Genomic DNA, 23,394 nt, shown 5'->3' with positions numbered 1-23,394 from the left:
GTTCAAGCACAATTCTTAGACTGTCTTAACCACATTGATAAGAACATTGCACAAACAATCATCCTTGCCCTACGTCTCCTCGACTTCCAAGGAGCCGCAGACTTTGAAAAATCTTGGTACTCTTGATATAAAACATCGGTATCTATATAATGCGACAACTTTGATTGTTTATCTAACAACAAATCCTCAATTAAAGGACTTTCATCCTCCTCCATTTGACTCACAATAAAACCATAAAAATCAACCTTACTGCGACGATGACGCACCTCCTCAGATAAAATCCCCTTCATCGCCCGACGCATCACCCCTCGTCCAAACCCATGAAAATACTTCAAATTAGCAGGCACAGCCAGACACAACTCAACCAACCGCTTATCCAGAAAAGGGTGGCGTGCTTCAACACCTAATCCCCCACTGATGCCATCAATTTGCTCTGTGCCATCCAATAGATTACCCGACGTTATTCCCCGATAGTGGTTTAAATACTCAGAAGATAAATAGGCAAATTGATAGTCATATTCTTGCTTCAGTAACTGACTTAAATTAATCTGACGGGTAAACTGAATATTGAGATTAGGATTGAATCTTTTCCATGTTGCTGCTCTCACATATTGTAACCAATGATAGGCATTTCTGGCAAGTAAATAAAAGATTTTTTTCAGAATAAATTTTCTTCGTTGGGAAATCGTGGTCAATACCTCAAAAGCCTTGGCATAATTCCTCACATTGAAAGTTTTGGTCAAATCCTTTAGATAAGGATCTGCATAATCATACAGTTTAGCTGCAACCCTTCCATTGACAGCTGTTTCCGCTAGATTACCATTATCAAAATGAGACCGAATCATCTTCCTCAGATAATCCCACTCCCCTGACACTATCAACTCCGTCGGATAATCCTCACCATGAGAAACAATAGTATCCCCATCATGTCCAGTCAACATCACCCTAGCACCCTGCTGCTGCACCGACTGTAAGATCGCCAATAACATAGCTGGAGTAGGCATTTGCACTGGTTGGTCTAGCAAAGGAATCACCACTTGCCCCGAACTAATAGGACCTGTTACAGATGCGATGTGATGCTTAAATCCACCCTGTGCCAAAACAGTATTAACATAGTCTTTCTCATCAGTAGAAGGTACGCCACAATCTGCATAAACAGTCAGTAATTCTGTTTGATTAGTGTACTGACTCAACAAATTCCGTGCCACACAGCTTACAGAAGAAGAATCCAATCCCCCACTAAGAGTCGATGCCACTGGATAAGCACTCCGCAAACGACAGCGAATTGCTTCTGTAAACCGCTCCCGAAATGCTTCTATATACTCAGCATCAGTCTTTAAACTCTGCTGTATCTTTTTAGCTTCCGCATCCAAATCCCAATAAGACTGGAATTTTAATTCTCGCTCACTTAAACTCAGCCAATGAGCAGGTGGGAGACGAAAAATATCCTGATAGAAAGTATCCGGCTTTAATTCAGCAAATCCGCTTAACTGACACAGATAAATACCGACTTTTGCCTCATTAACCTCACAAGGAACACCTTCCAAACAAAGTAACCCTTTAATTTCCGAAGCAAAGGCAAAAAATTTACCAGGCTCGTAATAATAATAAAAAGGCTTAACTCCCATGTGGTCTCTGGCACAAAACAAGACCTGCTTGTGTTTATCCCAGATAGCAAAAGCAAAATCACCTATAAGTCTTTCCGGACATTGGTTTCCCCATTCTGCATAAGCCGCCAAAATTAGAGCGCTATCTGTAATTTTCTCTACTGGAGAATCATTTAACCTCAGTGCAGAAATCAGTTCACCTCGATTATCAATCCGAGCATCCGCCGTCAGCACCAAATTACCTGTTCGGTCAACCAAAGGTTGCTTTTCCATTAGTGATTCAGGAGTTGTCCACAACATCCGATGTCCTAGACCAATATTCCCTTCACACCAAATATCTGCTCCATCTGGTCCACGGTGAGCCAAGATATCAACCATCCGTCCCAGAGTTTCTACCTCCACTGGACGACCATTAATGTAGTAAATCCCAACGATACCGCTCATAATCTATTTTCTGGCCCTCCAAAAGATGGCATCGGGCTGTATCGCTTAAGGTCTGCCAGATGACCAATCACAATTTCTCCCTGACTTTCGACCCAAGCATGGGCCTCAAATTCTCCTCTTTCCCCTTTAGCAACCCCAATGCGAAGTTCAGATAAGTAACCAAAGCGGTTCATCAGTACCTGAGTTGTCAAAGCACGGGCGAGACATTTTGCACCACCAGGCATATAGCGACTGCTAATATTCACAGCCTTGGCAATAGTCTCTATAGTAGGGGCGTATTGTTTGGCCTTTACAGCATTCACCTGACTAATGCTTGCCATAAATCGCTGCAAAGTACCGAATGGCAATAACAAAAGCCCTAATCTGACCAATCCCAACAAGACAAAACTGCTCAGTAAGAGTTGTTTCTCTTCTGGTGTAAGACTGAGAAACTTACGCAGTCGCTCCATCTCTTACCTCGATCAACCCTTCAGTTTCCAATTCTTGGAGTAATGTCAGTATGTCGCTCTCGCATTGTTCAGAATCAATCTTATACTTTGTTAGAATAGCATCCCGAATCTCGTTGACAGCCTTTGGCTCCTGAATATGACTCCAGATTGTAGTACCTACCTTATTCAAGCCATAGTACACACCAGACTTGAGATTAAGAACGACTGTTTCTTTATCCAGTTCTTCTGAGGTATTATCCTTAGCTGCTACTACAACACAATTTTTGGTTATCATAATTTCAAAAATCCTTGTTTAATTAAGTCGTCAAAATAACTCACTGCAAACTTAAAGTCTTTGCTGTTCCCATCTCACTACCGATAGCATTTAGAAAAAGCTAGGAGAAAGTTTTGGAGAGATCTCATGGATTTTAGTCGAAGTACCTCAATATTATTCCTAGCAAAAAACAGTAGCATTCATCAGTTTTTTTCATAGGCTTTTTTTGAGTCTCGCTAAAAAGAGATTTCTAAAGTAGACTACCTATTCCCAGTGGGAGATAGAATGCAAAATCTAAGTATTATTCAGAATACAGAATCTATTCCGCAGCGATCGCTCATTTTTCTGTTCACCTATCCGTTCAGTTATCTATTCAATCTGTTCAGTTACCTATTCAAATTGTTAAATTTGTTTACAATTTCCCTGTAAAAACTGAGCAAAACTGTCAATTTAAGGTAATATAGATAACATTATTATTTCAGCAAGTTGAACCAAAACTTGAACTACCCTGGGGCACTACCAAATAACTAGGCATGATCAGAATCTTGCCATATCAACCCAGTCGGAAGTAAAAATTATGGCCTTTAGAGCATCTCCACAGGGACTAGGAATTGTGGAGCGGGCTAGAATCAGGAAAAACTGGACAAAAGCCGCTCCCCAATGGTTAGAAGCTGCTTACACCTCCGAAGCAACCTTGAGGAGGTTTTGGCGCAGAGAACCCATTAAACAACAAACTTTTCAAGATATTTGTGCGGCTGTCAACGTTAATTGGCAAGAAGTTGTCGAAAAAACCAAAGCCATAGCACCAGACTCCAATTTTGTCGGACGGGAAAAGGCCATTAATGACCTTAACCAACTCACTGCCCAAGGGGCTAAACTGATTCTCATCCAAGGAGAAGGGGGTATAGGTAAAACTACCTTAGCTCGCTACTATTTTGATACTCAAGGGTTTGATTTACTAATCAAATTGCATATCGCTATAGAAAGAGAAAACATTATATCTGTGGAATTAGCTATAGAGGAATGGTTGCAATACTATTTTGAATCAGAGCCGGGAAGGGAATTTGGGATTACTTTGGATCGGTTGCGACGTAAACTCCAAAGTAGTAAGCCAAAGATTGGCATACTCATTGATCGTTTGGAAACAGCGTTGCAAAGAGGTCGTTTGATTTCTCAGCATCGCTGCTACGCCGAACTTTTAAGGATGCTAGGAAACCCCAGTTTAAATTGTCTCACTCTAATTACCAGTCGCGAACAATTATGGGAACCTGCTGTTATTGTTAAAACTTATCGTTTGGCAGGGTTGAGCGAAGCAGCTTGGGAAGAGTTTTTTTGCAGTCACCAGGTGGAGATAGATACTGCTGCTTTAAAAGAAATGCACCACGGTTATGCTGGTAATGCCGAAGCAATGTGTATTCTTGCCAATGCTATTCGCCTGGACTTTGCAGGAAATTTACACGCATATTGGCAAGAAAATCGCCATGACTTGCTCCTCGATCCTACCTTGGAAAACCTGATTGAAGGGCAGTTTGACAAACTCAATGGTGATTATCGCCAAGCTTATCAACTCCTTTGTCGCTTAGGATGTTACCGCTATCAAGAAATTCCTACTTTACCGAAAGCAGCACTTTTATCTTTGTTGTGGGATGTACCAGCACCGCGTCGAGAAAGAGTCATCAAAGCTTTACGCGATCGCGCGTTAATTGGGTGGGATGACGGTGGTTATTACCTACATCCTGTAATGCAGGCTAAAGCTAAAGAGAGGTTGAAGGAAAAAATTAGTAATGAAAAGGAGCAGTCTCAGGAATGGTTGTTAGCTAACCGCGTTGCTGCCCAATTTTATCTCGAACTTTATGAAGCTGAAAAAGTTGGCTCGGAAAAATCTCTGAAATATGCTTTTGAAGCTATTGAACATTTGGCAGTTATTAAAGATTTTGAGGAGTGTTGCAATGTTTTATTGTTCCAGGTTTTAGCTCCAGATAAAATTGAAAATCTTCGGGGAACAGCTAATCTGTGGAATCATATGTCGCGGTTTATTTCTAGCAGCGAAAAAATTATAAATCACTTATCAGGAATAAAAAAAGCTCTCCTTTTTATCCCTCTAGGAACAATTTATTCAGAAGTTGGTAAGAATAGCCTTGCACTGAAAATTAGCGAGCAAATTCTCACAATTACTAATCAAAAAATTGATTTAGAACAACAAGTTAATTTTGCTCGGATGTCTGCTTATTCAATAGCAGGTAAAACTTATCGTTATCAAGGGTATTTGCATAAAGCGGAAGTAGCTTGTCAACAAGTCTATAAAATCGCCTTAAAGTCTGGTAAAAACTATTGGCAAGCACTAGCTTTTTATGGTTTAGGAGCAGTTTATCTAGAAAAAGCTCAACCCAGAAAAGCTTTGCGTAATTTTCTGGCAGCAGCAGCTTATGCCAAACTCGGTGGCATTACCCAAGAGTTGAAAAGGGAGTTAAAAAAGCTATTGCGATTACTATTTAATCCCAAAATTGAGCAAATAGCCGAGATTCAACAATTCTTTCAAAAATATAATCAAAACCAGCAAGAAGACCGCATCAAAAAATTTAATATTCTCTGGAATATTGCTAGATGCTTTAATGCTATGAAATCTTTTGAAATGGCTAAGAATGTTTTAGATTTAACCCAAAGATTGCTGAAACCAGAAGATAATAATCAACAATGTTTATTAGCTTTAGAATTAGCCATTTACTACTCTGGCAAAAAGCAAATACAACTAGCACAAGAATGGTATCAAAAAGCCTTAGATTTATCTGTCAATCAAGGCGAAAAATGGTCAATAGCTTATCCTCTGCAATGTTATGCTAATTGGCTTTACTCTCAAAGTCAATATTTAGAAGCTCTAGAAAAATATAGGCAGTTAGAAAAGTTACTGCGAGAAACTGAATTTTGGTCTATGCAAGCTTATAATTACTATTATCTGGGTATCACTACTTTACAAGTTAATCCTCAACAACAGCAACAAGCTGACAAGTATCTGAAAAAAGCAAGAAAGATTGCTACAGAGATAGGATTAGTATTTTCTAAAAGCGTAGAAGATGAAGCAGAGCTATTTCATGTTAAGTAAGTAGGTGTACTGAATGTTTACCTATGCAGGTTTTCTGGAGTCAAATTAGAATTAACAACTTGACCGTCACTAAACCAAACTATCCGCTTAGTTTGTTTGGCAACTTCTGGTTCGTGAGTTACCATTATTACTGTAATGCCAGTAGCATTTAATTCTGTGAAAATATCTAAAACTTCCTGAGTAGTTTTAGTGTCTAGAGCACCTGTAGGTTCGTCTGCCAATAATAATACTGGACGGTTAACAATTGCACGAGCAATCGCTACTCTTTGTTGTTGCCCTCCTGATAGTTGATTTGGTTTATTATTCATCCGATTTTCTAATCCCACTCGCTTTAAAGCTGCTGCTGCTCTTTCTCTTCTTTCTTGACCTGAAATACCAGCATAAAGCATTGGCAACATGACGTTATCAAGAGCAGTTATTTGGGGTAATAAATGAAATTGCTGAAAGACAAATCCGATTTTAAGATTACGAATTTTAGCTAAGTCTTTTTCTGAGGTATTAGCTATGTCTAAACCGTCGAGATAATAATTGCCAGATGTGGGGTTATCAAGACAACCAATAATATTCATGCAGGTAGATTTACCGGAACCGGATGCTCCCATAATGGAACAATATTCTCCTTCTTTTATAGTTAAACTAACATCGTTTAAAGCGCGCACTTCTACATCACCCATAACATAAATTTTAGATACATTTTCTAAACCGACGATGACTGCTTTTGTGGTTTTATTCTCTGGAAGAATTACCGAACTATTTTCAGATGATTTGTATTGCATAATAATTGTTCTAGAACTTTTCAAGTTGATGGGATACAAAATTTTAGGAATTTAGGGAACAGATATAGCTGGAGTCAAAAGTCAGAAGTTAAATTCTGACTGTGACTAAATTTGATAGGTTGAAAATGTCCGTGCTAGTAATCGCAACTCCTATAATAGGGAACATAACATTAATAATCTCTAATTCACCATCCTAAAAAGTGCCGTAATTATTAATTGTTAATTACCTAATTAAAGACTTCTTAAAGCAACAATAGGATCTAATTTAGCTGCTTGTTTTGCAGGAACAACTCCAAAAAACAAACCAATGGCACTAGAAACCCCTGAAGCAAGAAAGACAGCTGCTATTGGAATTCCTGTTTCTAAGGGACTTAAAACTCCTAAAATCAATACCCCACTTACACCTATTCCAGTACCAACTAATCCACCTGCAACGGACAAAATTACTGACTCAATGATAAACTGTACTAAAATGTCCTTCTGGGAAGCTCCAATAGCCTTTCTTAATCCAATTTCTTTAGTTCTTTCTGTCACTGAAACTAACATAATATTCATAATACCAATGCCACCTACTACTAAAGAAATCCCTGCTGTAGCTGCCAATAATAAAGTCAAAGCTGCCGTAATACCTCCTAAAGTTTGCAATAAATCTTTCTGAGTTCTGACAGTAAAATCATCTTCATAAATAATTTTATGTCGCAGTCGCAAGAGATTTTCTATTTGAAACTGGGCAGCTTCCATACTATCTTCATCCTCGATCGACACAGAAATCAAACTTACTTGAGTGCCATAAGGAGAAGACCTACCAACAATTCTATTTGCCATAGTAGTAATTGGAATAAAAGCGCTCATATCCTCATTATTACCGAGATTAGTACCTTTAGGTGCCATTACTCCAATAACTTGCAAGCTAGTATTTTTGACACGCACTCGTTTTCCAATAGGATCTTCATTACCAAATAATTGTTCTGCTAATTCTGAACCCAAGGCTACTATATTTTCTTGTTTTTGTAAATCTAAATCTGTCAAAAATCTACCTTTGGCAACATCAAAATTTCTGACAGTTAAAAATTCTGGAGTTGTACCCACTAAATTTGATGACGCATTTTTATTTCGGTAGCTAACTAATTCGTTAGCATTAAGAATAGGAGCAACTTCTTTCACCGTTGGAACTTGAGAAGCGATCGCCTCTGCATCTGCTAATACTAATGTTTGGGGTTGAACGACAGGTTTTCTTTGAGCTTCAGCAGTTCCTGGCACAATAAATAAAACATTTGGTCCGAGAGAATTAACCTGATCGTTAACAAATCTTTGCGTTCCCTCGCCAATACCAATCATAGCAATAACAGAAGCATTACCTATGATAATTCCTAACATCGTTAAGCTACTGCGAACTTTATTAGCTAGCAGCGTTGTAGTTGCCATTTTGATACTTTCTAAGATGTTCATATTGGGAAATTGTTAATTGTAGGGTATGTTTGTTTGATGAATCCAAGCTAGATAATATAATGCTATTTTTTTTAGACAAAATATAGCAGATTTTACCATTAGCAATAGACATATCCAGAAAATAAACAAGCCTTTTATTTAACCATTGCTATTGATAGCAATAGAGTTGTGCAAGTCACCAAGTAAATCATTTTTAGTACATTTTTACTAAAAAAATCTTGCATGAGTACCTATTTACTTTGGTTTTAATGATCCATTACCAAATACTATATACTATTAAGATATGAATTTAATTTGGGTGGCAATTCCTGAATAATTAGTTGATTTTTTTTAATTTGTGAGAAAAATTATTCCACTCTTGAGTAATAAACCAAACCTGATATTGAGCTAATCAGGTTTGGTCATAATTTCGATAATTGTTAATTACCAAAAATATCTTCTAGTTTTTTACCTTCTGGGAGTTCGATAAAAACTCTATCTCCAGCTTTTATTCCTTGGAGAATCTGAATTTTATTGCCAATATTAAAACCTATAGTAACAGGCTGAAACTTCGGTTGATTTTTGGCATCCGGAATTAATACTCCAGTCTCTCCTTTCTTAGAAACTATCGCCACCGTCGGTACTACCAAAGCATTGTCTAAGCGATCGCCTAAAAACTCTAAATCTACATTCATCCCTGACTGTAATTTTTCTTTACCAGTCTCTAGAGCTACTCGCACTTCAAATAATGTTACATCTCTTTCTATTACTGCCTCCGGAGCAATTAATTTTACCTTACCTTTAAATACTTGATCGGGATAAGCATCAGCAACAATATCTACAGTTTGACCAGATTTAATCTGACCTATATCTGCTTCTGGAACTTTTGCCAAAACTTCTAAACCTCTAGCTAAAGCAACAATAGAAGTCGAAGATGCAGAACTAGCATTAGAGGCAGAAGTAGCAGGTGTGACAAATGCTCCTTGAGTAGCATATCTTTGAGTAATAATCCCGGAAAAAGGAGCGCGAACTTTAGTCTCTTCCAATATAATTTCCTGATAGCGAACTTGTGCTTCAGTTTCGGCAACTTCAGCTTTAGCTCTAGCAATTTCCTCTGGGCGAGTACCATTAACCAACTCCTCCAACTGGCTGCGAGCTTCGGCAACTTCAGCTTTAGCTCTAGCAATTTCTTCCGGGCGAGTACCATTAATTAACTCCTCCAACTGACTGCGAGCTTCGGCAACTTCAGCTTTAGCTTTAGCAATTTCCTCCAGGCGAGTGCCCTTTTCTAACAATTGAAAAGCCTGTTTTTCCTGTTCCACAGCAGCAGTTAAGCGCTCTATTTCGGCAAGTCTAAATTGGGTGAGTTGTTCTAAACGTTTTTCAGCTTCCCGTAAATTAGCCTTGACTCGGCGATCGTCTCTAACATACTCTTCGTAAGCATCGCGAGCTATCGCACCTTCATTGGCTAGATCTTGATATCGCTCTAGCCGTTTTGTCGTTAACTCTAACTCTGCTGTTGTAGCTTCTATTCTAGCTTTTGCTTGTTCAATTTCCTCTTTCATGCTTCCAGTTGTTGCATCTTCCAAACGAGCAATCCCTTGTTCTAAACGCGCCCTCCCCTGAGCAATTTCTTCACGACGGTTCCCTGCTCGTAGTTGAGATAAATTAGCTTGGGTTCGATCTAAACGTGCCCTCGCTACAGCAACTTCTTCGCGACGACTGCCAGCTTGCAGTTGGGATAGACGGGCTTCCACTTGGTTTAAACGCGCTCTGGCAGCAGCAATTTCTTCTGGACGACTACCTGTTTCCAGTCTGGCTAAGTTTGCTTTACTACTTTTTAGTCTGGCCTGAGCTTGGCGGAGTTGGACTTCTAAGTCGCGACTTTCCATGCGAGCGATAACTTGGCCTGCTTGGACGCGATCGCCCTGTTCAACATACAATTCTGCTAAACGGCCTTGATTTTTCGGAGAGAGGTTAACTCTTTGTATCGGTTGAACTTCACCACTAGCTGTGATTCTAACTAGTAAATCTTGGGCTTGAACTGGTATCGTGAGGGTTTCGAGAATTGCTGGTTGGCCTCTGGCCTGGTTGCGGACTAGATAAATGCCTGTGGATAGAGCTAAGAGTCCGGCTGCCACCAGAGAGATTGCCCAGGATCTACCTCTCTTAAAGCGATCTAAGGAGAATTGTTCTTTACGTCTACTTTGCTCTTGAGGTAGAGTTGAGGCATACTTTGTGTTATTTTGGAGGCTAGTTTTCATGGTTTTTTCCTCTCTCAAATATTGAGAATTACTGTTTATTCTTGACTAATTCAGGACTTACGCAAGGGCACTAATTATAGGTAAAATATCGGCAATATTGACCAAACTATAAACCATATATAGAGGTACTGCGTAAGTCCCGTAATTTATAATTATATGGTGATAGTTTAGGATCTGCTTTTAACCCTAGTAGTTAAGGCTTTCATATATGTACTCATCTTTATCTAACACTTACCAGGTAACCCGCTCCAGAAAAAAAGCGAGTAGCTTTGAGAATGTTAACCGTTTCGTGGAAGTCAAAAGTATTCCCCAGGCACTTCTGAATAAAATAAGTATGTTCAGAAGTTAGGGGTTAAGAGTCAGGAGTCAGGAGGGGAAAAAGAAGATATAAAAAATTAAGCCTTGATGTAGGGTGGGTATGAAAAGCGCAACATGAAAAAGCCGGAATAATTTCACACAATAAAATAATATTTCCCTTTAGCAACCTAAATAATTCAGAATTTAGGAGGCACACCCTCTAACTATTTTTTTTTTGACGTTTATTATCTATTTTTTGTCTATTTGCAGCTATTATAGCAATTTTCATTAATATAGAGTACAGAGATTTGGGTTGAAACGAAGAAGGAAGAAGGAAGAATTTTTGTAGTCTACCTTTGTGAAAACCGCTATAAGCGTTCCTTGGACACAAACGTAATGCTTGATTTTTAGCCTCATAGACATCAAGAAAAGTCTTTCAATTGCTCAAGATTATTTATAAAATTGTTTTACTAAATTGGAATAAAAGACAAAAAAAGAACTGAAAAATGGTAGATTTTGTTGCTCAATCAGATCAAGAAGTTTATAGGAAAATAAAGCATTTAACTATTTCAGAAATTGCCTCAAATTATAACTAATAACTGATAACTGAATTCTTATCCCAATTTCCAAAGTTTAATAGTTTGATCAAAACTAGCACTAGCTAAAATTTCTCCATCAGGACTAAATGCAACGGAACTAACCCATCGAGAATGCCCTTTAATAGTGCGTAAAAGTTTCCCTGTTTCTAGATGCCAAATTTTGATGGTATGGTCTTTACTTCCACTAACTAAAGTTTGATTATCCGGACTAATAATTACAGAATTAACCTCATTACCATGACCGCTTAAAGTGCGTAAAAGCTTCCCTGTTTCTAACTGCCAAATTTTAATAGTTTTATCGCTACTACCACTAGCTATTTTGTTTCCATCAGGACTAACAGTAACAGATAAAATTCTGCCTTGATGACCAACTAATGTATAAATCTCTGTTCCTGTTTCTAAATTCCAAGTTTTAATATTATTGTGACTACCTGTAACTAAAACTTTTCCATCAGGACTAATATTAACTGCATAAATACTGTCAGAATGACCACGAAAAGTATGCAGCATTTTTCCTGTAGGTATATGCCAAATTTTAATAGAATCATCACTACTACCACTCACTAATTTTTCTCCATCAGGACTAATAGCAATAGAAGTAACTCGGAGGAAATGACTTTGCAAAGTTAGTTTTGTTTCTGTTTCTAAATGCCAAATTTTAATCGTGCCGTCATAACTACCACTAGCTAATATATTTCCATCTTTGCTAATAGCGATCGCCACTACATCATTAGTGTGACCTTCAATTATGCCTAGTTCTTCTATATCTAATTCTTCTCCTATTTCCAGATGCCAAACTTGAATAGTACCATCACCATTACCACACGCTAAAATTTGCCCATCTTGACTAATAACTACAGAATAAACTCTTTCTGAATCTGTACTCAAAGTTCCTTCTAAGGAAACTCCGTTCGGCAAACTTAACCTTAAATGTTTGGGATGAATCCGAAAATAACCAACAAAATGACTGCCTCCTAGAGCTAAGATTAAAACTATTCCTCCTACTAGAAATTTACCTTTATTTTGAGAGAAAAATTTCTCTAGTTTCTCATATTTAATTTGCCTTTGCTTATTTTCTGGAAAAAATGCTTCAGGATTTAATCTCTGTTGGAAATGACTAAAAATTTGAATTGCACCTAATCCTAGAAGTAAAATTGCTGTACCTAAGAATAATTTTCTCTTAACTGGATAATATTTTTGGGGGATTAACGGTTGAGATAAATTATTTTTTAATCTTTCTAATATTTGTAAGAGTATCTGAGTATTTTTTTGCTGTTTTTGTGAAATTAATTCATCAATAAAATCTGCTAATTTTGGTGAGATATTAGGAACTTTGCTTCGCCAGTTTAATGTATTAGTATCAGGATTTAAGAATGTAGATGGCAGTTGACCAGTTAACAAATAAATAAAAGTATATCCTAGGGCAACAAAATCTGATTCTGCTGACTGTAACTGTAGAGAAAAATTAGTTAATGTTAATTGCTCATTGGGACGAATAATAATATTACTTGGTTGAATATTTTGATAGAAAAATTGTTTTTTATGTAATAAGTCTAAAATTTCTATGAGTTGAGTCAACCATTCAAGAGCTAATTCTTGACTCAGAGGTGAATTGTTTTTTCCTAACCAAGTTTGTAGGTTGTCTCCAAGAATTTTTTCGATCGCTAAACAGTGTAATTTTTGATTACTATTTCTCGGCAAAAATGTAAAATATGCACCAGGTTTTACTTGAGGAACTCCAGGATGATTAAGTTCTGCTAATACTTTAGCTTGTTCTTGAAATTGAGAAATACATTCAGGATGATCTATATATAATACTTTGAGAATTTCAGTGTTTTTTTCTCCTTTTACTTCTACTTCGTAGATAGCTAACCCACGATTGTCACTAAGTTTTTTGACAACTTGATATTGCCCTTCTATTAATAATTTCGAGCCACAAGCTTGACAATATAATGGATTATTATTATTTTCTGGGTCAGAGCAATTAGGATTAATACAATAGCTCATAATCACTGCCAATTCTTTTTTCTGATTATAGCTAATTAAAGCAGGAGGTAGAGGTCAGAAGGTAGGCTACATTTTTTTGACTATGCAACTATTTTTATTCATAAAAAATCTTTTCTCTATAATTGCACACTAACTATACCCCTTACCCTTTATAATTTTTACCTTGCCCATGAATTAGTGGTGCTAAACTTAGCTAACTATCATATTTATCTATGTTATGTGTTATCTTTGAGATACATCTGTACAATTTTATTAAAACAAACGTCAAAATAATATAGTCAAAAGTCAAAAAAAGGAATGTATGAGCAGCCAAGTTTGAATTGACAATTATTTCCAGTGATAATTTCATACCCTAGGGTGTGAAATTATTTGTAATATTATTTAAGTGAATTTCCATGGAGTCTGTCCTAGTGTAATCAGAATTTTTTACTATTATTTCAGAGATTTTAGTAGCGACTAAGAATCTAGATGGTCAACTACTAGTCCAACCTCTAGTCTTAACCATACCCAACCCCAGGGACAGTCAAAATTTGGTATTACCTTAAACTTATCCTCGCATTAGACTATTTTTTAATATTTAGTTTTACTTTACTGTTTTGTGCTAAATTTATGATGTATTTATAATTAATTATCTGTAATGTAAAGTACTAGTTTTGTAGGTAAAGTTTAGATATTTTGTAGCTAAAATTTTCAGAATTTGCCTATTTTTAACTAATAGCCTATTTTTAACTAATATTAGCGAAGCTAAAACTAAACTCTAATGACCTATCAGTCTGTAAAAGTTGCCTCTGAAAACTCCTGAAAGAACATCATGCTCCACCACAAATCCACTTTTTTTATTATTACATGGTTGACTTTCTGCTGCTTTTCTCCAACTGCGAGTAGAGCTATCATTGATGATTCTAGCATTGGGGAATTTAGCAATCGTACCTTTACCAAAACAGTAAACCTACAACAATCTCATCAAAGTTATCCAGTTCCTCTGTATCTTGCTCAAGATAGTGACTCAAAAAGTAAGGAATCTGAGACCAAGAAAAAAAAATCGAACTCTTCTGATTCAAAAGTGCCTAAACCAGTTCGTTCCATACTCAATGCTCTAGGAGGACGGAAAACACTATTTCTGTTGAGCATAATATCTGTTCTAGTTACTGGCACTGCAGTATTTATTTTACTCAAGCTGTTTGACGATCATCAACCTAAAGATTTAGATCCAGAAGAATTATCATCTCCAGAGAAAGTACCAGAAGCAACTTCACCTGATCTAGAAACTAACTATCCCAATCTTAATCATCCTCAATGGCCAGCATCTCCAGAAAACTCTTCCATGGCCAATACAGAAAATTCTTTAGATTCTTTTGTTCCTCCACAACGAATGGATTTAAGGGAAAATCCTTATATACCAATTTCCGAGAATAGCTCCAAACTGCATCATCAAGAAATTGAAACAGAAACATTTCCTATAATTGATAGTAATTCTTCTATAGATCGCCAAGAAGATAATAATTATGAGCAAAAAGAAATTCCACTAAATTTATCAAAATCAACTGAAGAAAATTATATAGTTCAAGATTCCAAAATTACTACTCAAGCAAATAATTATCCTTTGCCTCAAGTTAATATTGTTGAGCAATTGATTAATGAATTACACAATTTTGAGCCCGAGAAAAGACATCAAGCTATTTGGGAGCTTGGTCAAAAAGGAGATTCTAGAGCTGTTCAACCATTAGTTAATTTACTCATAGATTCTGATTCTAAACAGCAAAGTTTAATTTTAGCGACTCTCTCGGAAATTGGTACTAAAACATTAAAACCAATGAGTAGAGCTTTAGCAATATCGCTTCAGAATGATAATGCAGAAGTTAGAAAAAATGCTATCCGAGATTTAACACGAATTTATGAGTTAATTATTCAAATAACGAATCTCTTGCAACAAGCAGAATATGACCCAGATCCAGAAGTTGAAAAAACAGCAAAATGGGCTTTAGAACAGTTAAATAGAATTCACACGAGGTGAGTTAAAAAATTACAACTTACAGAAAGTTTCTATCTTTATTTTTAATCATAAAAATTATTTATTTATTATTTCATATATTAAGTAGGTAGGTCTAATTAAACTTTAAAAAAATTGTAGGGGCGTGTTTAACCGAAAGTCTTGACATAAGCACGATCTAGTTCTCACTCACCGGCCCTCTAATATTGCGCGAACCTTTATCCTCACCTACTTATACGAAATTCATGGATAGGCAGTTACATCTTAATTTGTGATTTATTCATAAATTATAAAAATTCAACATTTTTTCCTCTTTTTTATTATGTTTTTCTTTCCCTATTCCCTGTTCCCTGTGTCGTGACTGTAGCAATATTTTCTGAAATTGGTATTGGAGATTGAATGTATAGCTGAAGTCATATAGAATCTGGTTCATTAATTGATAATTGATAATGGATAATTGATAATTACCTCTGGTTAAAACCGAGAGGATTGAATATAAGGAAATATTATTTCTTTTTTTCCTCTTGAAAGAGGAGGCTTTAAACCTGAATTATTTAATTAATAATTAATAATTAATAATTATTCGGTAATTAGTTATCGTCTCACTGAGAAGTCAGAAGTCAGGAATCAGGAATCAGGAGTCAGGAATCAGAAGAAAGATAAGGATAACTATTAAATTTTTAAATCCATATTCATATAGAACCAATTTGAGATCTATTTAACAAATTACAAGTCCAGTACCCATCTAGGTTTTATGATTTTGGCAGTCATTTTTCATAATTTTTCAGTTTCCTGAACCCTTATAGTTGTTAGGCTCCTTAAAACGGCTTTCCTAAAGCCTTTGTCTTTCAGGAAAAGATACCAAATGAGTTCTATAGAACATCTGTATTAAGAGGAAGTAATTTTGCGATTACTGTATAACCGTATTTTATATTAGCATATACAAAAATAGGATTAAGGCAATAGAATTATCTGCCCAATTAAATTTGATTGAGATTAATTTTTTGCAAGAATCCAGGTTTTTTCTTTCAAATTTATACCTACAGCAAAGTTAGAGTATTTTTGACAAAATAATTAATCATCTGGTGTTATAAGATATGCCTCAAGAGGCTGTGTAACCGGACTTTTACTAAACCATTTTTTCTCAACCTGAAACTTTGTACCAACAATAGTTTCTTGGATAGATTTCATATCTTTTTTCTGTTCGCATAACTTCCAACATACTAACCATAAGCGTGATTTAATAGGTGACAAATTATTCAACTCTTGCTCTGTTTCTAAACTTCCCCATTCATCAGCCTGCGGAGAATTATGAATGTGATATAGTGGTAGTTGACCATTATAATAACGAGTTAAAGAATAATCCTTACGCCCCTCATAAAAAATAGGTGAATAATAAATGATTATATCGGTAGGTTTTTCATTACTACGAATACTCTGTACTACGCCTCGCCAATCATCGCGATACAGAGTCGTGTAGTAATTTCCTAATCCTCCTCCTACTGCGACTAGATATGAAATAGCTAAAACAATAGCAATTTGACGTTGCCAATGCCAAATCTGCATAAAACCTTCTGCTAAAAGAATAAAAATATATGGGCTGACAAAAATTAAGTAACGATCTATCCAGATGTTGCTTTTGATATATGAGATAAACAAGATACTAGCAGCAGGTAAGAAAGCCCAAGCCATTACCCAGATTAACTTTGGTGAGTGATACCTCTTCTTAAAAGCAATAAATAGGGCAACACCCAACAAGTAAATCAATACCAAAGTAATTAACTTGTAATAACTAAGAACGATCGCATTTACATCTTTTGACTCAAAGACTGATGGTGGCCAAAAGACTGTAAAACCAATTAACCTAGCAATAATATGTCTGATATCTGGTTTAGGTAATTCCTTTGCCCAACCATCCATAAATTGAGGCCCAAAAACAGTAGCTAGATCAAATGCAGTAGGAAGCCAGGAAATGCAAATAAACAATAGCCCAGTTCCAAAAACTATTAACCATCGTTTTTGTTGGCGAAACTTCCAGCCAAATATGATACTATCTGGTAGTAGTAAAGTAATATTAAGAGGAGTTGTAAGAATTGCTAGAAGTCTTGCTATACTCCAACAGCCAAGAGAGAAATTTTTGGGATTTTCGAGAGCATAGATCAAAGCTAAACTTCCAGCAATTGTTATAAAGGTACTGAGGGTATAATATCTAATCTCTTGTGAATGCCATATAAATAGTGGTGACAATGCCATTATCAAAGCAGCAATTAAGGCTACTGGCTTTTCAGAAATTTGAAGAGCTAGCTTATAAATTAAAAAGACACTAGTGATCCCAAAAATTACAGCTAACCCTCTTAACCAGGAATCACTTGTACCAAACTTCATCCAAAAACCTAGAAGAAAGAAATAAACAACTCGTGAATTACCAAAACTTGTATCATCGTTCTGAGCTGAACCAATACTAAACATTTCATCTAACCACAAACCTTCTGTACCAAGTTGATATAGACGTAATACAGTTGCTAACAATAGGATTAGAGCAATTGGGAGCCATCTTTTTAGGAAATCTATTCTGATACTATTTTGTTGTGCTACTTTCATACTAAATTCTTCTCAAGAGTTAAAGTGCTCTAATCAAGATTTTCTATTTGTGTAATCCATATCAAATTCTACTTAACAGCTCGATAATATCACAATAAATGCGTTGGTGAATTTAGTTATAATTTTCTATTTTCTTGCTTAGAGACTACATTCCACACTTCAAAATATAGTACAAAAAATCAGCACTCAGGTAGGGAAGCCATCGGATTGGCGACGTACAGGAGTCAGGATTTATATCATGTCCGTTGGTATCGTTTGTGTAAAATCCGGGAAAATATCCACCATATTTAAGGTTTTTTCTTCTCTCAAAGCTTCTTCCTTCTTCCTTCTTCCTTACCTTCTCTATACAATACCAATGCTACCGGACATGATATTATATAGAATCCGGTTAATTAGACATTGCAAATGGTTGACGGCCACCAGTGAAATTGAGTTATTGCCCGGAAGATTTCTGGATTGTTTGATTAGGTGACAACAGCGATAGAACTCCGTTCCGCTGCGCGAACGTAGATTATCTGTTTCAGAACTTCAGCGAGAATCAAAAACTTTATTCATGATTGATTCGTCTAGTAATAGCCACAGCCTCTCAGCAGGCTGTAGTTCAGGAGAATAATACCAATTCTCAAAAATATTGCTACACTTATAATCTGGCAAAAATAACTTTCCTTCATAACTGAAGTTACCAAATATCAAGTATTTGCTACAACAAATAATATTGAGAAATAGAAAATGCAAGTATAGCAAAGTTTATGGTAATTGGTATAAGTAGGTAGAAACTCTCAAAACAGACCCGGGGGGATTTATAAGTTATGTGTGATGTGCCATCGGGCTCCATCCAGTACCAGTAATGCTGGATGCTGCCGATTAATTCCCTGGGCTTGGGCAAAAGCTTCGAGAATCAGACTCATTATTTGTGTTTCCACGCTGGTCAAACAGCCAACATTCACTTTCCCAATAGTAGGTTCAACTCTCGCCATACACCTAGCACCATTCAAATCACTAGTAAACCTGAGCTATAGGTACTTCCCAATTTGAGAAGCGTGAGAATGTCAGCGTCAGTAATGGCGACTGCTATAGCTAGTCTTCTGTAGGGGTGAGGTAACCCAACCCCCTACTGTAATAATCTTTTGTCCAAATGGTATTATATTAGCAATTCCTGATTATTTAACTGTCAAAGTTCGCAGACGATTTATCGCTGCAACTAACTCGAAGCGTCGGAATAGAGCTAAATCTCCTTGTGGAAAAGGAACTAAAACATCCAAACTCTTGGATTCAATATCTGCCATGACAGCATCAATAATTTCTAATAAAGTCCGATCGCCATCCATATATTGTTTTTTAGCATAAACCATAGCTGCACCAATTGCCCTAAGTTGATCTTTACTCACCAATTGTTCGACTGCAGAAAGGTCAACATCTTCATTTCCAAATATTACCTCATCAACATCTCGCACTTTTAAACGCACATCTCGTCGCCCCCGACTGGGGTCTAAACTTGCTGGTTGTGGTATTCGGGCTCGAATTTCACCAAATTTTTCACCACCTTCAGCAGTACGACCAGTGGCATATTTTTCGGCGATCTCCTTAGCTTTTTCTGTAACTTCTTGTGCTTGGAAGTTTTCCATCGCAATGATTTTATCTGCCATCTCAAAATAGTCACCAGTACCACCCATAACTAAAATAGTTGAGACTTGATAATCCTTATATAACTGTCGTACCTTATCAATAAAAGGCGTAATTGGTTCTTGATCTTTAGAAATAAGTTCTTGCATTCGGCGATCGCGAATCATAAAATTAGTAGCTGCTGTATCTTCATCCACTAATAACACAGGGGGAGTAGCAGTAGTTGCAGTTTCTGTAGTTTCAGTTTCTGTAGTTTCAGTTTCTGTAGTTTCAGTTTCTTCAGATTTACTATTTCCCAGACCTGCCTCCAAAGCTTCCATAATATTTGCAGCTTGAGAGGTACTACCACTAGCATTTTCAGTCGTAAACTGAGTAGTTGAACGACCTTGAGGCAATTGATTAATAAAAGGAGAAATATCTACGCCAGCAACACTACGACCATCCTCCGCTCTAATTTTAATTGCTGCCGGATCTGTCACCACAAATTCACGTCCATCGCCAGGAACATGATTGTACACCCCTCTTTCAATTGCTTTGAGGAGAGTAGACTTACCATGATAACCACCACCAACAATTAATGTCACCCCTTGAGGAATTCCCATACCAGAAATTTTACCTTGATTTGGACATTCAAACTCTACCTCCAGAGAAGGGGGAGACTTAAATGGGACTACTTCCTCAGATGATAAAGGGCGATCATCAACCCCACTCCGACGAGGTAAAATAGCTCCATTAGCCACAAAAGCCACTAAATTTTTTTCTGGCAACTGTTTCCGTAACCAATCTGTATCTTCTACAGTTTCTACATGACGGCGACAAGCATCTGCATCTAATTGTTCATATTTGAGACTCCGGTGAACAATATAAGGGATATCATCACAAAGCATTTCTGCTGCTTGCCTACCTAAAATCCGACGACCACCAGCAGGTAATCCTACTATTAATCGGACTTCAACACCCTTTTGATTGCTTAATTTTATTGGTTTTGCCCTTTGTAAAGCTGGGTTTGTACCAGGAGCAGGTTTAGGAGCTGGGGGGGCCAACTTAATCAGGTATACTGATGTCCTTTCTAGAACTTCCTGCCCCATTTTCGTAATTGCTATCATCCCACTCTTGCCAGTTCCACGACGTCCACTTACTTCGTAGGCCAGTCTATCAAATTTACGGGTTAGGAAATCTCGTAGGGCCATTTCCCGAATGGGATTGTTATAAAGTTCTGGAGGAAAGCCAGTAACTGTATAAGGCACCTGTACCCGAAGCTTACTAGGGGCGGCAAAAGGGTCTCCCTGAACATAGTCAATAATTAGTGTAAAGTCAGGAAATTCGTAACTACCTTGAATGTCTCTATAGGCTTTGTAGTTACCGTTGTCTAAGTCTAAGAGTTTCCGCCTGAGAGTTTGTTGATTAGTCATTTTTCAGGTGCCAGATGTCATTATAGATTTGAGATTTGACAATTAATTTTTCAGTTAGTGCTTCTGAGAATTATTTTTAAAGATTAGAATATATACCCAGTAGTAATCAAAAAGCTTACACTAAAAATCTTGATTATGGTCTAATGAAAGCCATTGTTTTCAAAATTATATAAGTTAATGCAAATCTTTTAATTTTCTCTTAGCAATAGTGTAATGTCAAGCCGATTAAATTCTATTCTATTAAATCTGGTTAAACCTTTATATTTGATACTAATTCACTTTAAAGATGTGACAAATAGTTTCAAACTCTTAGATGTGAAAGAATTTCCTGAAATTACTGTATAGTTAAAGTTTTGAGCCTATAAAATCTTACTTTTAACTTTTGACTGTCTTGAGTGTGTCTTACATTCTGGAGGGGCTGTGTGCGGAATTACTTCCGCACTTTATACGCCCCGTAGGGGACCTCAGAATTACACACTCGCTTTTGACTTTTTACTTTTGAATTCCGTGAAACGGTATAAGTTAAGGAGTCAGATAGGGGAGTCGTTGGGTTGGGGACGAACATGAGGAAACAGGATGATAAAGATTTTGCTAGTTAGTACAATCAGACAATTTTGTTTTACTTACATAGGGCTTACGCAGTAAAACATATTTTCGTCATTGCGACCGACAGGGAAGCAATCTCAAATCCTAGTTTTTCCTACCTTATGCGTAAGTCCTATTAGAATTAAAGGGATTTGATATATTAATTTCCAGTAAAATACCCATAATAAAAATACCTAACATTAAATCAAAGTTATTTTAACGTTGGTTTAGTCGCATTATCCTCTCAAAAGAACCTCGGGACGAAAACCAATTAGTTCAGTCCAACTATCTAAATTAACAGCAAAAGTGATGGAGCAATTCATTGGTCAAGTTTTACACGATCGCTATCGCATCCAATCTGTACTTGGTGGTCAAACTGGTCGTAGAACTTTTCTTGCTAATGACTTACATAGGACTTACGCAGTACAACGTATTTTCGTCATTGCGACCGACAGGGAAGCAATCTCAAATCCTAGTTTTTCGTACCTCATGCGTAAGTCCTGTTACAAACAGATTTGTTAGTTGTCGTTAAGTTGTTGCTATTCAGCCCCGACTTTACTTGGGAACATCTGAAACTGTTTGAACGGGAAGCTGAAGTGCTGAAATTTCTCGAAAATCCAGCTATTCCTCAATACCTGGATTACTTCGATGTGGAGATGGAGTTAGGAAAAGGTTTTGCCTTAGTTCAAACTTATATTGAGGCTAAATCGTTATCCGACTGGATAGAGTCTGGTCGTACCTTTAGCGAAAATGATATCAAAGCGATCGCCAAAGAGCTATTAAAAATTTTAGATTACCTGCATAGCCGTCAACCACCTGTGATTCATCGGGATATTAAACCCAGTAACATTTTATTAGCTGACCGTAGTGGTAATAGCATTGGGCAAGTTTACCTAATTGATTTGGGTTCAGTTCAAACGGCAGTACATGGTGGAACCAGGACAATTGTTGGCACTTATGGCTATATGCCACTTGAACAATTTGGGGGAAAAACTACACCTGCTTCAGATTTATATGCTTTGGGAGCGACTCTTATTTATTTGGCAACCGGACAACATCCCGATCAATTACCTCAAGAGCAGATGTGTATCCAGTTTGAAGAGCAGGTTAATCTCAGTCCACATCTAATCGACTGGCTGAAATCAATGACAGAGCCAAGTATAGATTTACGGCTGAAATCAGTAAAACAAGCATTAGAAGCTCTAGAAACATCCAACCTCGGAAAAAATCAGTTGACTGCCGTTACCAAACCTGATGGTAGCAGAGTTCAAGTTACTAAAACCAGACATCTGTTGGAGATTGTTATTCCACTAGGTAGATTCTCTTCAAAACTAATCTTATCTACAATTCTTACTATTCCAATTAGTGGATTACTTGCTATGATGGTGACTATTATAAGTTATATAGTATTTAACATTATACTTGCGATATATGGGAATCCTACTTTATGGGTTATCCCTATAGCCACTGTAATGGGCTTTATATTGTTTTTTTTACTTGTTCTACGACAAATTAGGATAATTATCTTGAGTTTATTTGGAACAATTAGACTTCGTATTACTCAATCAAAAATTTATCGCTCTCTGGAAATATTTGGCTTGAAGTGCTGGCTACCCTTGGTTGCTTCTCGACAGAACATTATCAAAATTGAACTCACCTCCGTTTCATCTCAAAAAGATTTCAAAGGAGAAAATTGGACAATACCTCCTGAAATTAATATTTGGGCAGGAACAAAGAAATTTACACTGGGTAATAATATTATCAGTTTAACTCCCCCTGAGGTTGATTGGCTTGCTCAGGAGTTAAGTGCCTGGCTAAATTTACCGATTAGCAAGGATTTTTAATAAAAAATTATGAGAATTAAATAAAATCCAGAATTTTTTTTAAGAACTCCCATGATAGGGAGCTTACAGCGCTTTTCAGTTGAGTAGACCACAAAACTGTTGTAGGAGTAATGAG

The 23,394-nt window shown here is 36.8% G+C and carries 14 protein-coding genes; 4 read left to right on the top strand and 10 right to left on the bottom strand.

Annotated features, from left to right (window positions below; translation table 11 throughout):
• Positions 1–2 precede the first annotated feature (2 nt).
• The 3 genes from ACP6PL_RS11400 to ACP6PL_RS11390 are packed head-to-tail and all read right to left on the bottom strand — an operon-like array spanning position 3 to position 2,774.
• Positions 3–2,051, bottom strand: a complete 2,049-nt coding sequence (locus tag ACP6PL_RS11400; RefSeq protein WP_426545376.1) for a lasso peptide isopeptide bond-forming cyclase — start codon at positions 2,049–2,051, stop codon at positions 3–5.
• Positions 2,048–2,500: a lasso peptide biosynthesis B2 protein gene (locus ACP6PL_RS11395; RefSeq protein WP_426545375.1), complete on the bottom strand. Its 453-nt coding sequence runs from the start codon at positions 2,498–2,500 to the stop codon at positions 2,048–2,050. The genes ACP6PL_RS11400 and ACP6PL_RS11395 overlap by 4 nt, the downstream gene beginning before the upstream one ends.
• Positions 2,484–2,774, bottom strand: a complete 291-nt coding sequence (locus ACP6PL_RS11390) for a PqqD family peptide modification chaperone (RefSeq protein WP_426545374.1) — start codon at positions 2,772–2,774, stop codon at positions 2,484–2,486. Before ACP6PL_RS11390 ends, ACP6PL_RS11395 begins: the two co-directional genes overlap by 17 nt.
• 556 nt (positions 2,775–3,330) lie before the next feature.
• On the opposite strand from ACP6PL_RS11390, the gene ACP6PL_RS11385 reads away from it, so the two are divergent.
• Entirely contained in the window at positions 3,331–5,853 is a 2,523-nt protein-coding gene (locus tag ACP6PL_RS11385) for an ATP-binding protein (RefSeq protein WP_426545373.1), read from the top strand.
• A 17-nt stretch (positions 5,854–5,870) separates the two neighbouring features.
• Here ACP6PL_RS11385 and ACP6PL_RS11380 read toward each other — a convergent pair whose 3' ends face one another.
• From ACP6PL_RS11380 to ACP6PL_RS11365, 4 genes are all read right to left on the bottom strand, one after another.
• Positions 5,871–6,629, bottom strand: a complete 759-nt coding sequence (locus ACP6PL_RS11380) for an ABC transporter ATP-binding protein (protein WP_426545372.1) — start codon at positions 6,627–6,629, stop codon at positions 5,871–5,873.
• 231 nt (positions 6,630–6,860) lie between these two features.
• Positions 6,861–8,078 (bottom strand): ABC transporter permease, encoded by a 1,218-nt coding sequence (locus tag ACP6PL_RS11375; RefSeq protein WP_426545371.1) that lies wholly within the window; start codon positions 8,076–8,078, stop codon positions 6,861–6,863.
• 419 nt (positions 8,079–8,497) lie between these two features.
• The gene (locus tag ACP6PL_RS11370) at positions 8,498–10,321 is read right to left on the bottom strand and encodes an efflux RND transporter periplasmic adaptor subunit (RefSeq protein WP_426545370.1); all 1,824 of its coding nucleotides are present in this window, start codon (positions 10,319–10,321) and stop codon (positions 8,498–8,500) included.
• Positions 10,322–11,232: 911 nt separating this feature from the next.
• Positions 11,233–13,224, bottom strand: coding sequence for a WD40 domain-containing protein (locus ACP6PL_RS11365; RefSeq protein ID WP_426545369.1), 1,992 nt, complete (start codon positions 13,222–13,224; stop codon positions 11,233–11,235).
• A gap of 811 nt (positions 13,225–14,035) precedes the next feature.
• Between ACP6PL_RS11365 and ACP6PL_RS11360 the strand changes: the two genes are divergently transcribed.
• Positions 14,036–15,238 (top strand): HEAT repeat domain-containing protein, encoded by a 1,203-nt coding sequence (locus tag ACP6PL_RS11360; RefSeq protein WP_426545368.1) that lies wholly within the window; start codon positions 14,036–14,038, stop codon positions 15,236–15,238.
• 1,050 nt (positions 15,239–16,288) lie between these two features.
• Here ACP6PL_RS11360 and ACP6PL_RS11355 read toward each other — a convergent pair.
• From ACP6PL_RS11355 to ACP6PL_RS11345, 3 genes are all read right to left on the bottom strand, one after another.
• Positions 16,289–17,815, bottom strand: coding sequence for a glycosyltransferase family 39 protein (locus tag ACP6PL_RS11355; RefSeq protein WP_426545367.1), 1,527 nt, complete (start codon positions 17,813–17,815; stop codon positions 16,289–16,291).
• Positions 17,816–18,615: 800 nt separating this feature from the next.
• Positions 18,616–18,792 (bottom strand): hypothetical protein, encoded by a 177-nt coding sequence (locus ACP6PL_RS11350; RefSeq protein ID WP_426545366.1) that lies wholly within the window; start codon positions 18,790–18,792, stop codon positions 18,616–18,618.
• Positions 18,793–18,975: 183 nt separating this feature from the next.
• Positions 18,976–20,850, bottom strand: a complete 1,875-nt coding sequence (locus tag ACP6PL_RS11345; RefSeq protein WP_426545365.1) for an ABC-ATPase domain-containing protein — start codon at positions 20,848–20,850, stop codon at positions 18,976–18,978.
• A gap of 894 nt (positions 20,851–21,744) precedes the next feature.
• On the opposite strand from ACP6PL_RS11345, the gene ACP6PL_RS11340 reads away from it, so the two are divergent.
• Both ACP6PL_RS11340 and ACP6PL_RS11335 read left to right on the top strand, forming a co-directional pair.
• The gene (locus ACP6PL_RS11340) at positions 21,745–21,957 is read left to right on the top strand and encodes a hypothetical protein (RefSeq protein ID WP_426545364.1); all 213 of its coding nucleotides are present in this window, start codon (positions 21,745–21,747) and stop codon (positions 21,955–21,957) included.
• Positions 21,951–23,279: a serine/threonine protein kinase gene (locus ACP6PL_RS11335; protein WP_426545363.1), complete on the top strand. Its 1,329-nt coding sequence runs from the start codon at positions 21,951–21,953 to the stop codon at positions 23,277–23,279. Before ACP6PL_RS11340 ends, ACP6PL_RS11335 begins: the two co-directional genes overlap by 7 nt.
• The last annotated feature ends 115 nt before the right edge of the window (positions 23,280–23,394 follow it).

Source organism: Dapis purpurea BLCC-M126 (assembly GCF_050015975.1).
Taxonomy (GTDB): Bacteria; Cyanobacteriota; Cyanobacteriia; order Cyanobacteriales; family Microcoleaceae; genus Trichodesmium.
The sequence above is the reverse complement of the archived record's forward strand: the minus strand, read 5'-3'. Positions and strand labels throughout refer to the sequence as shown.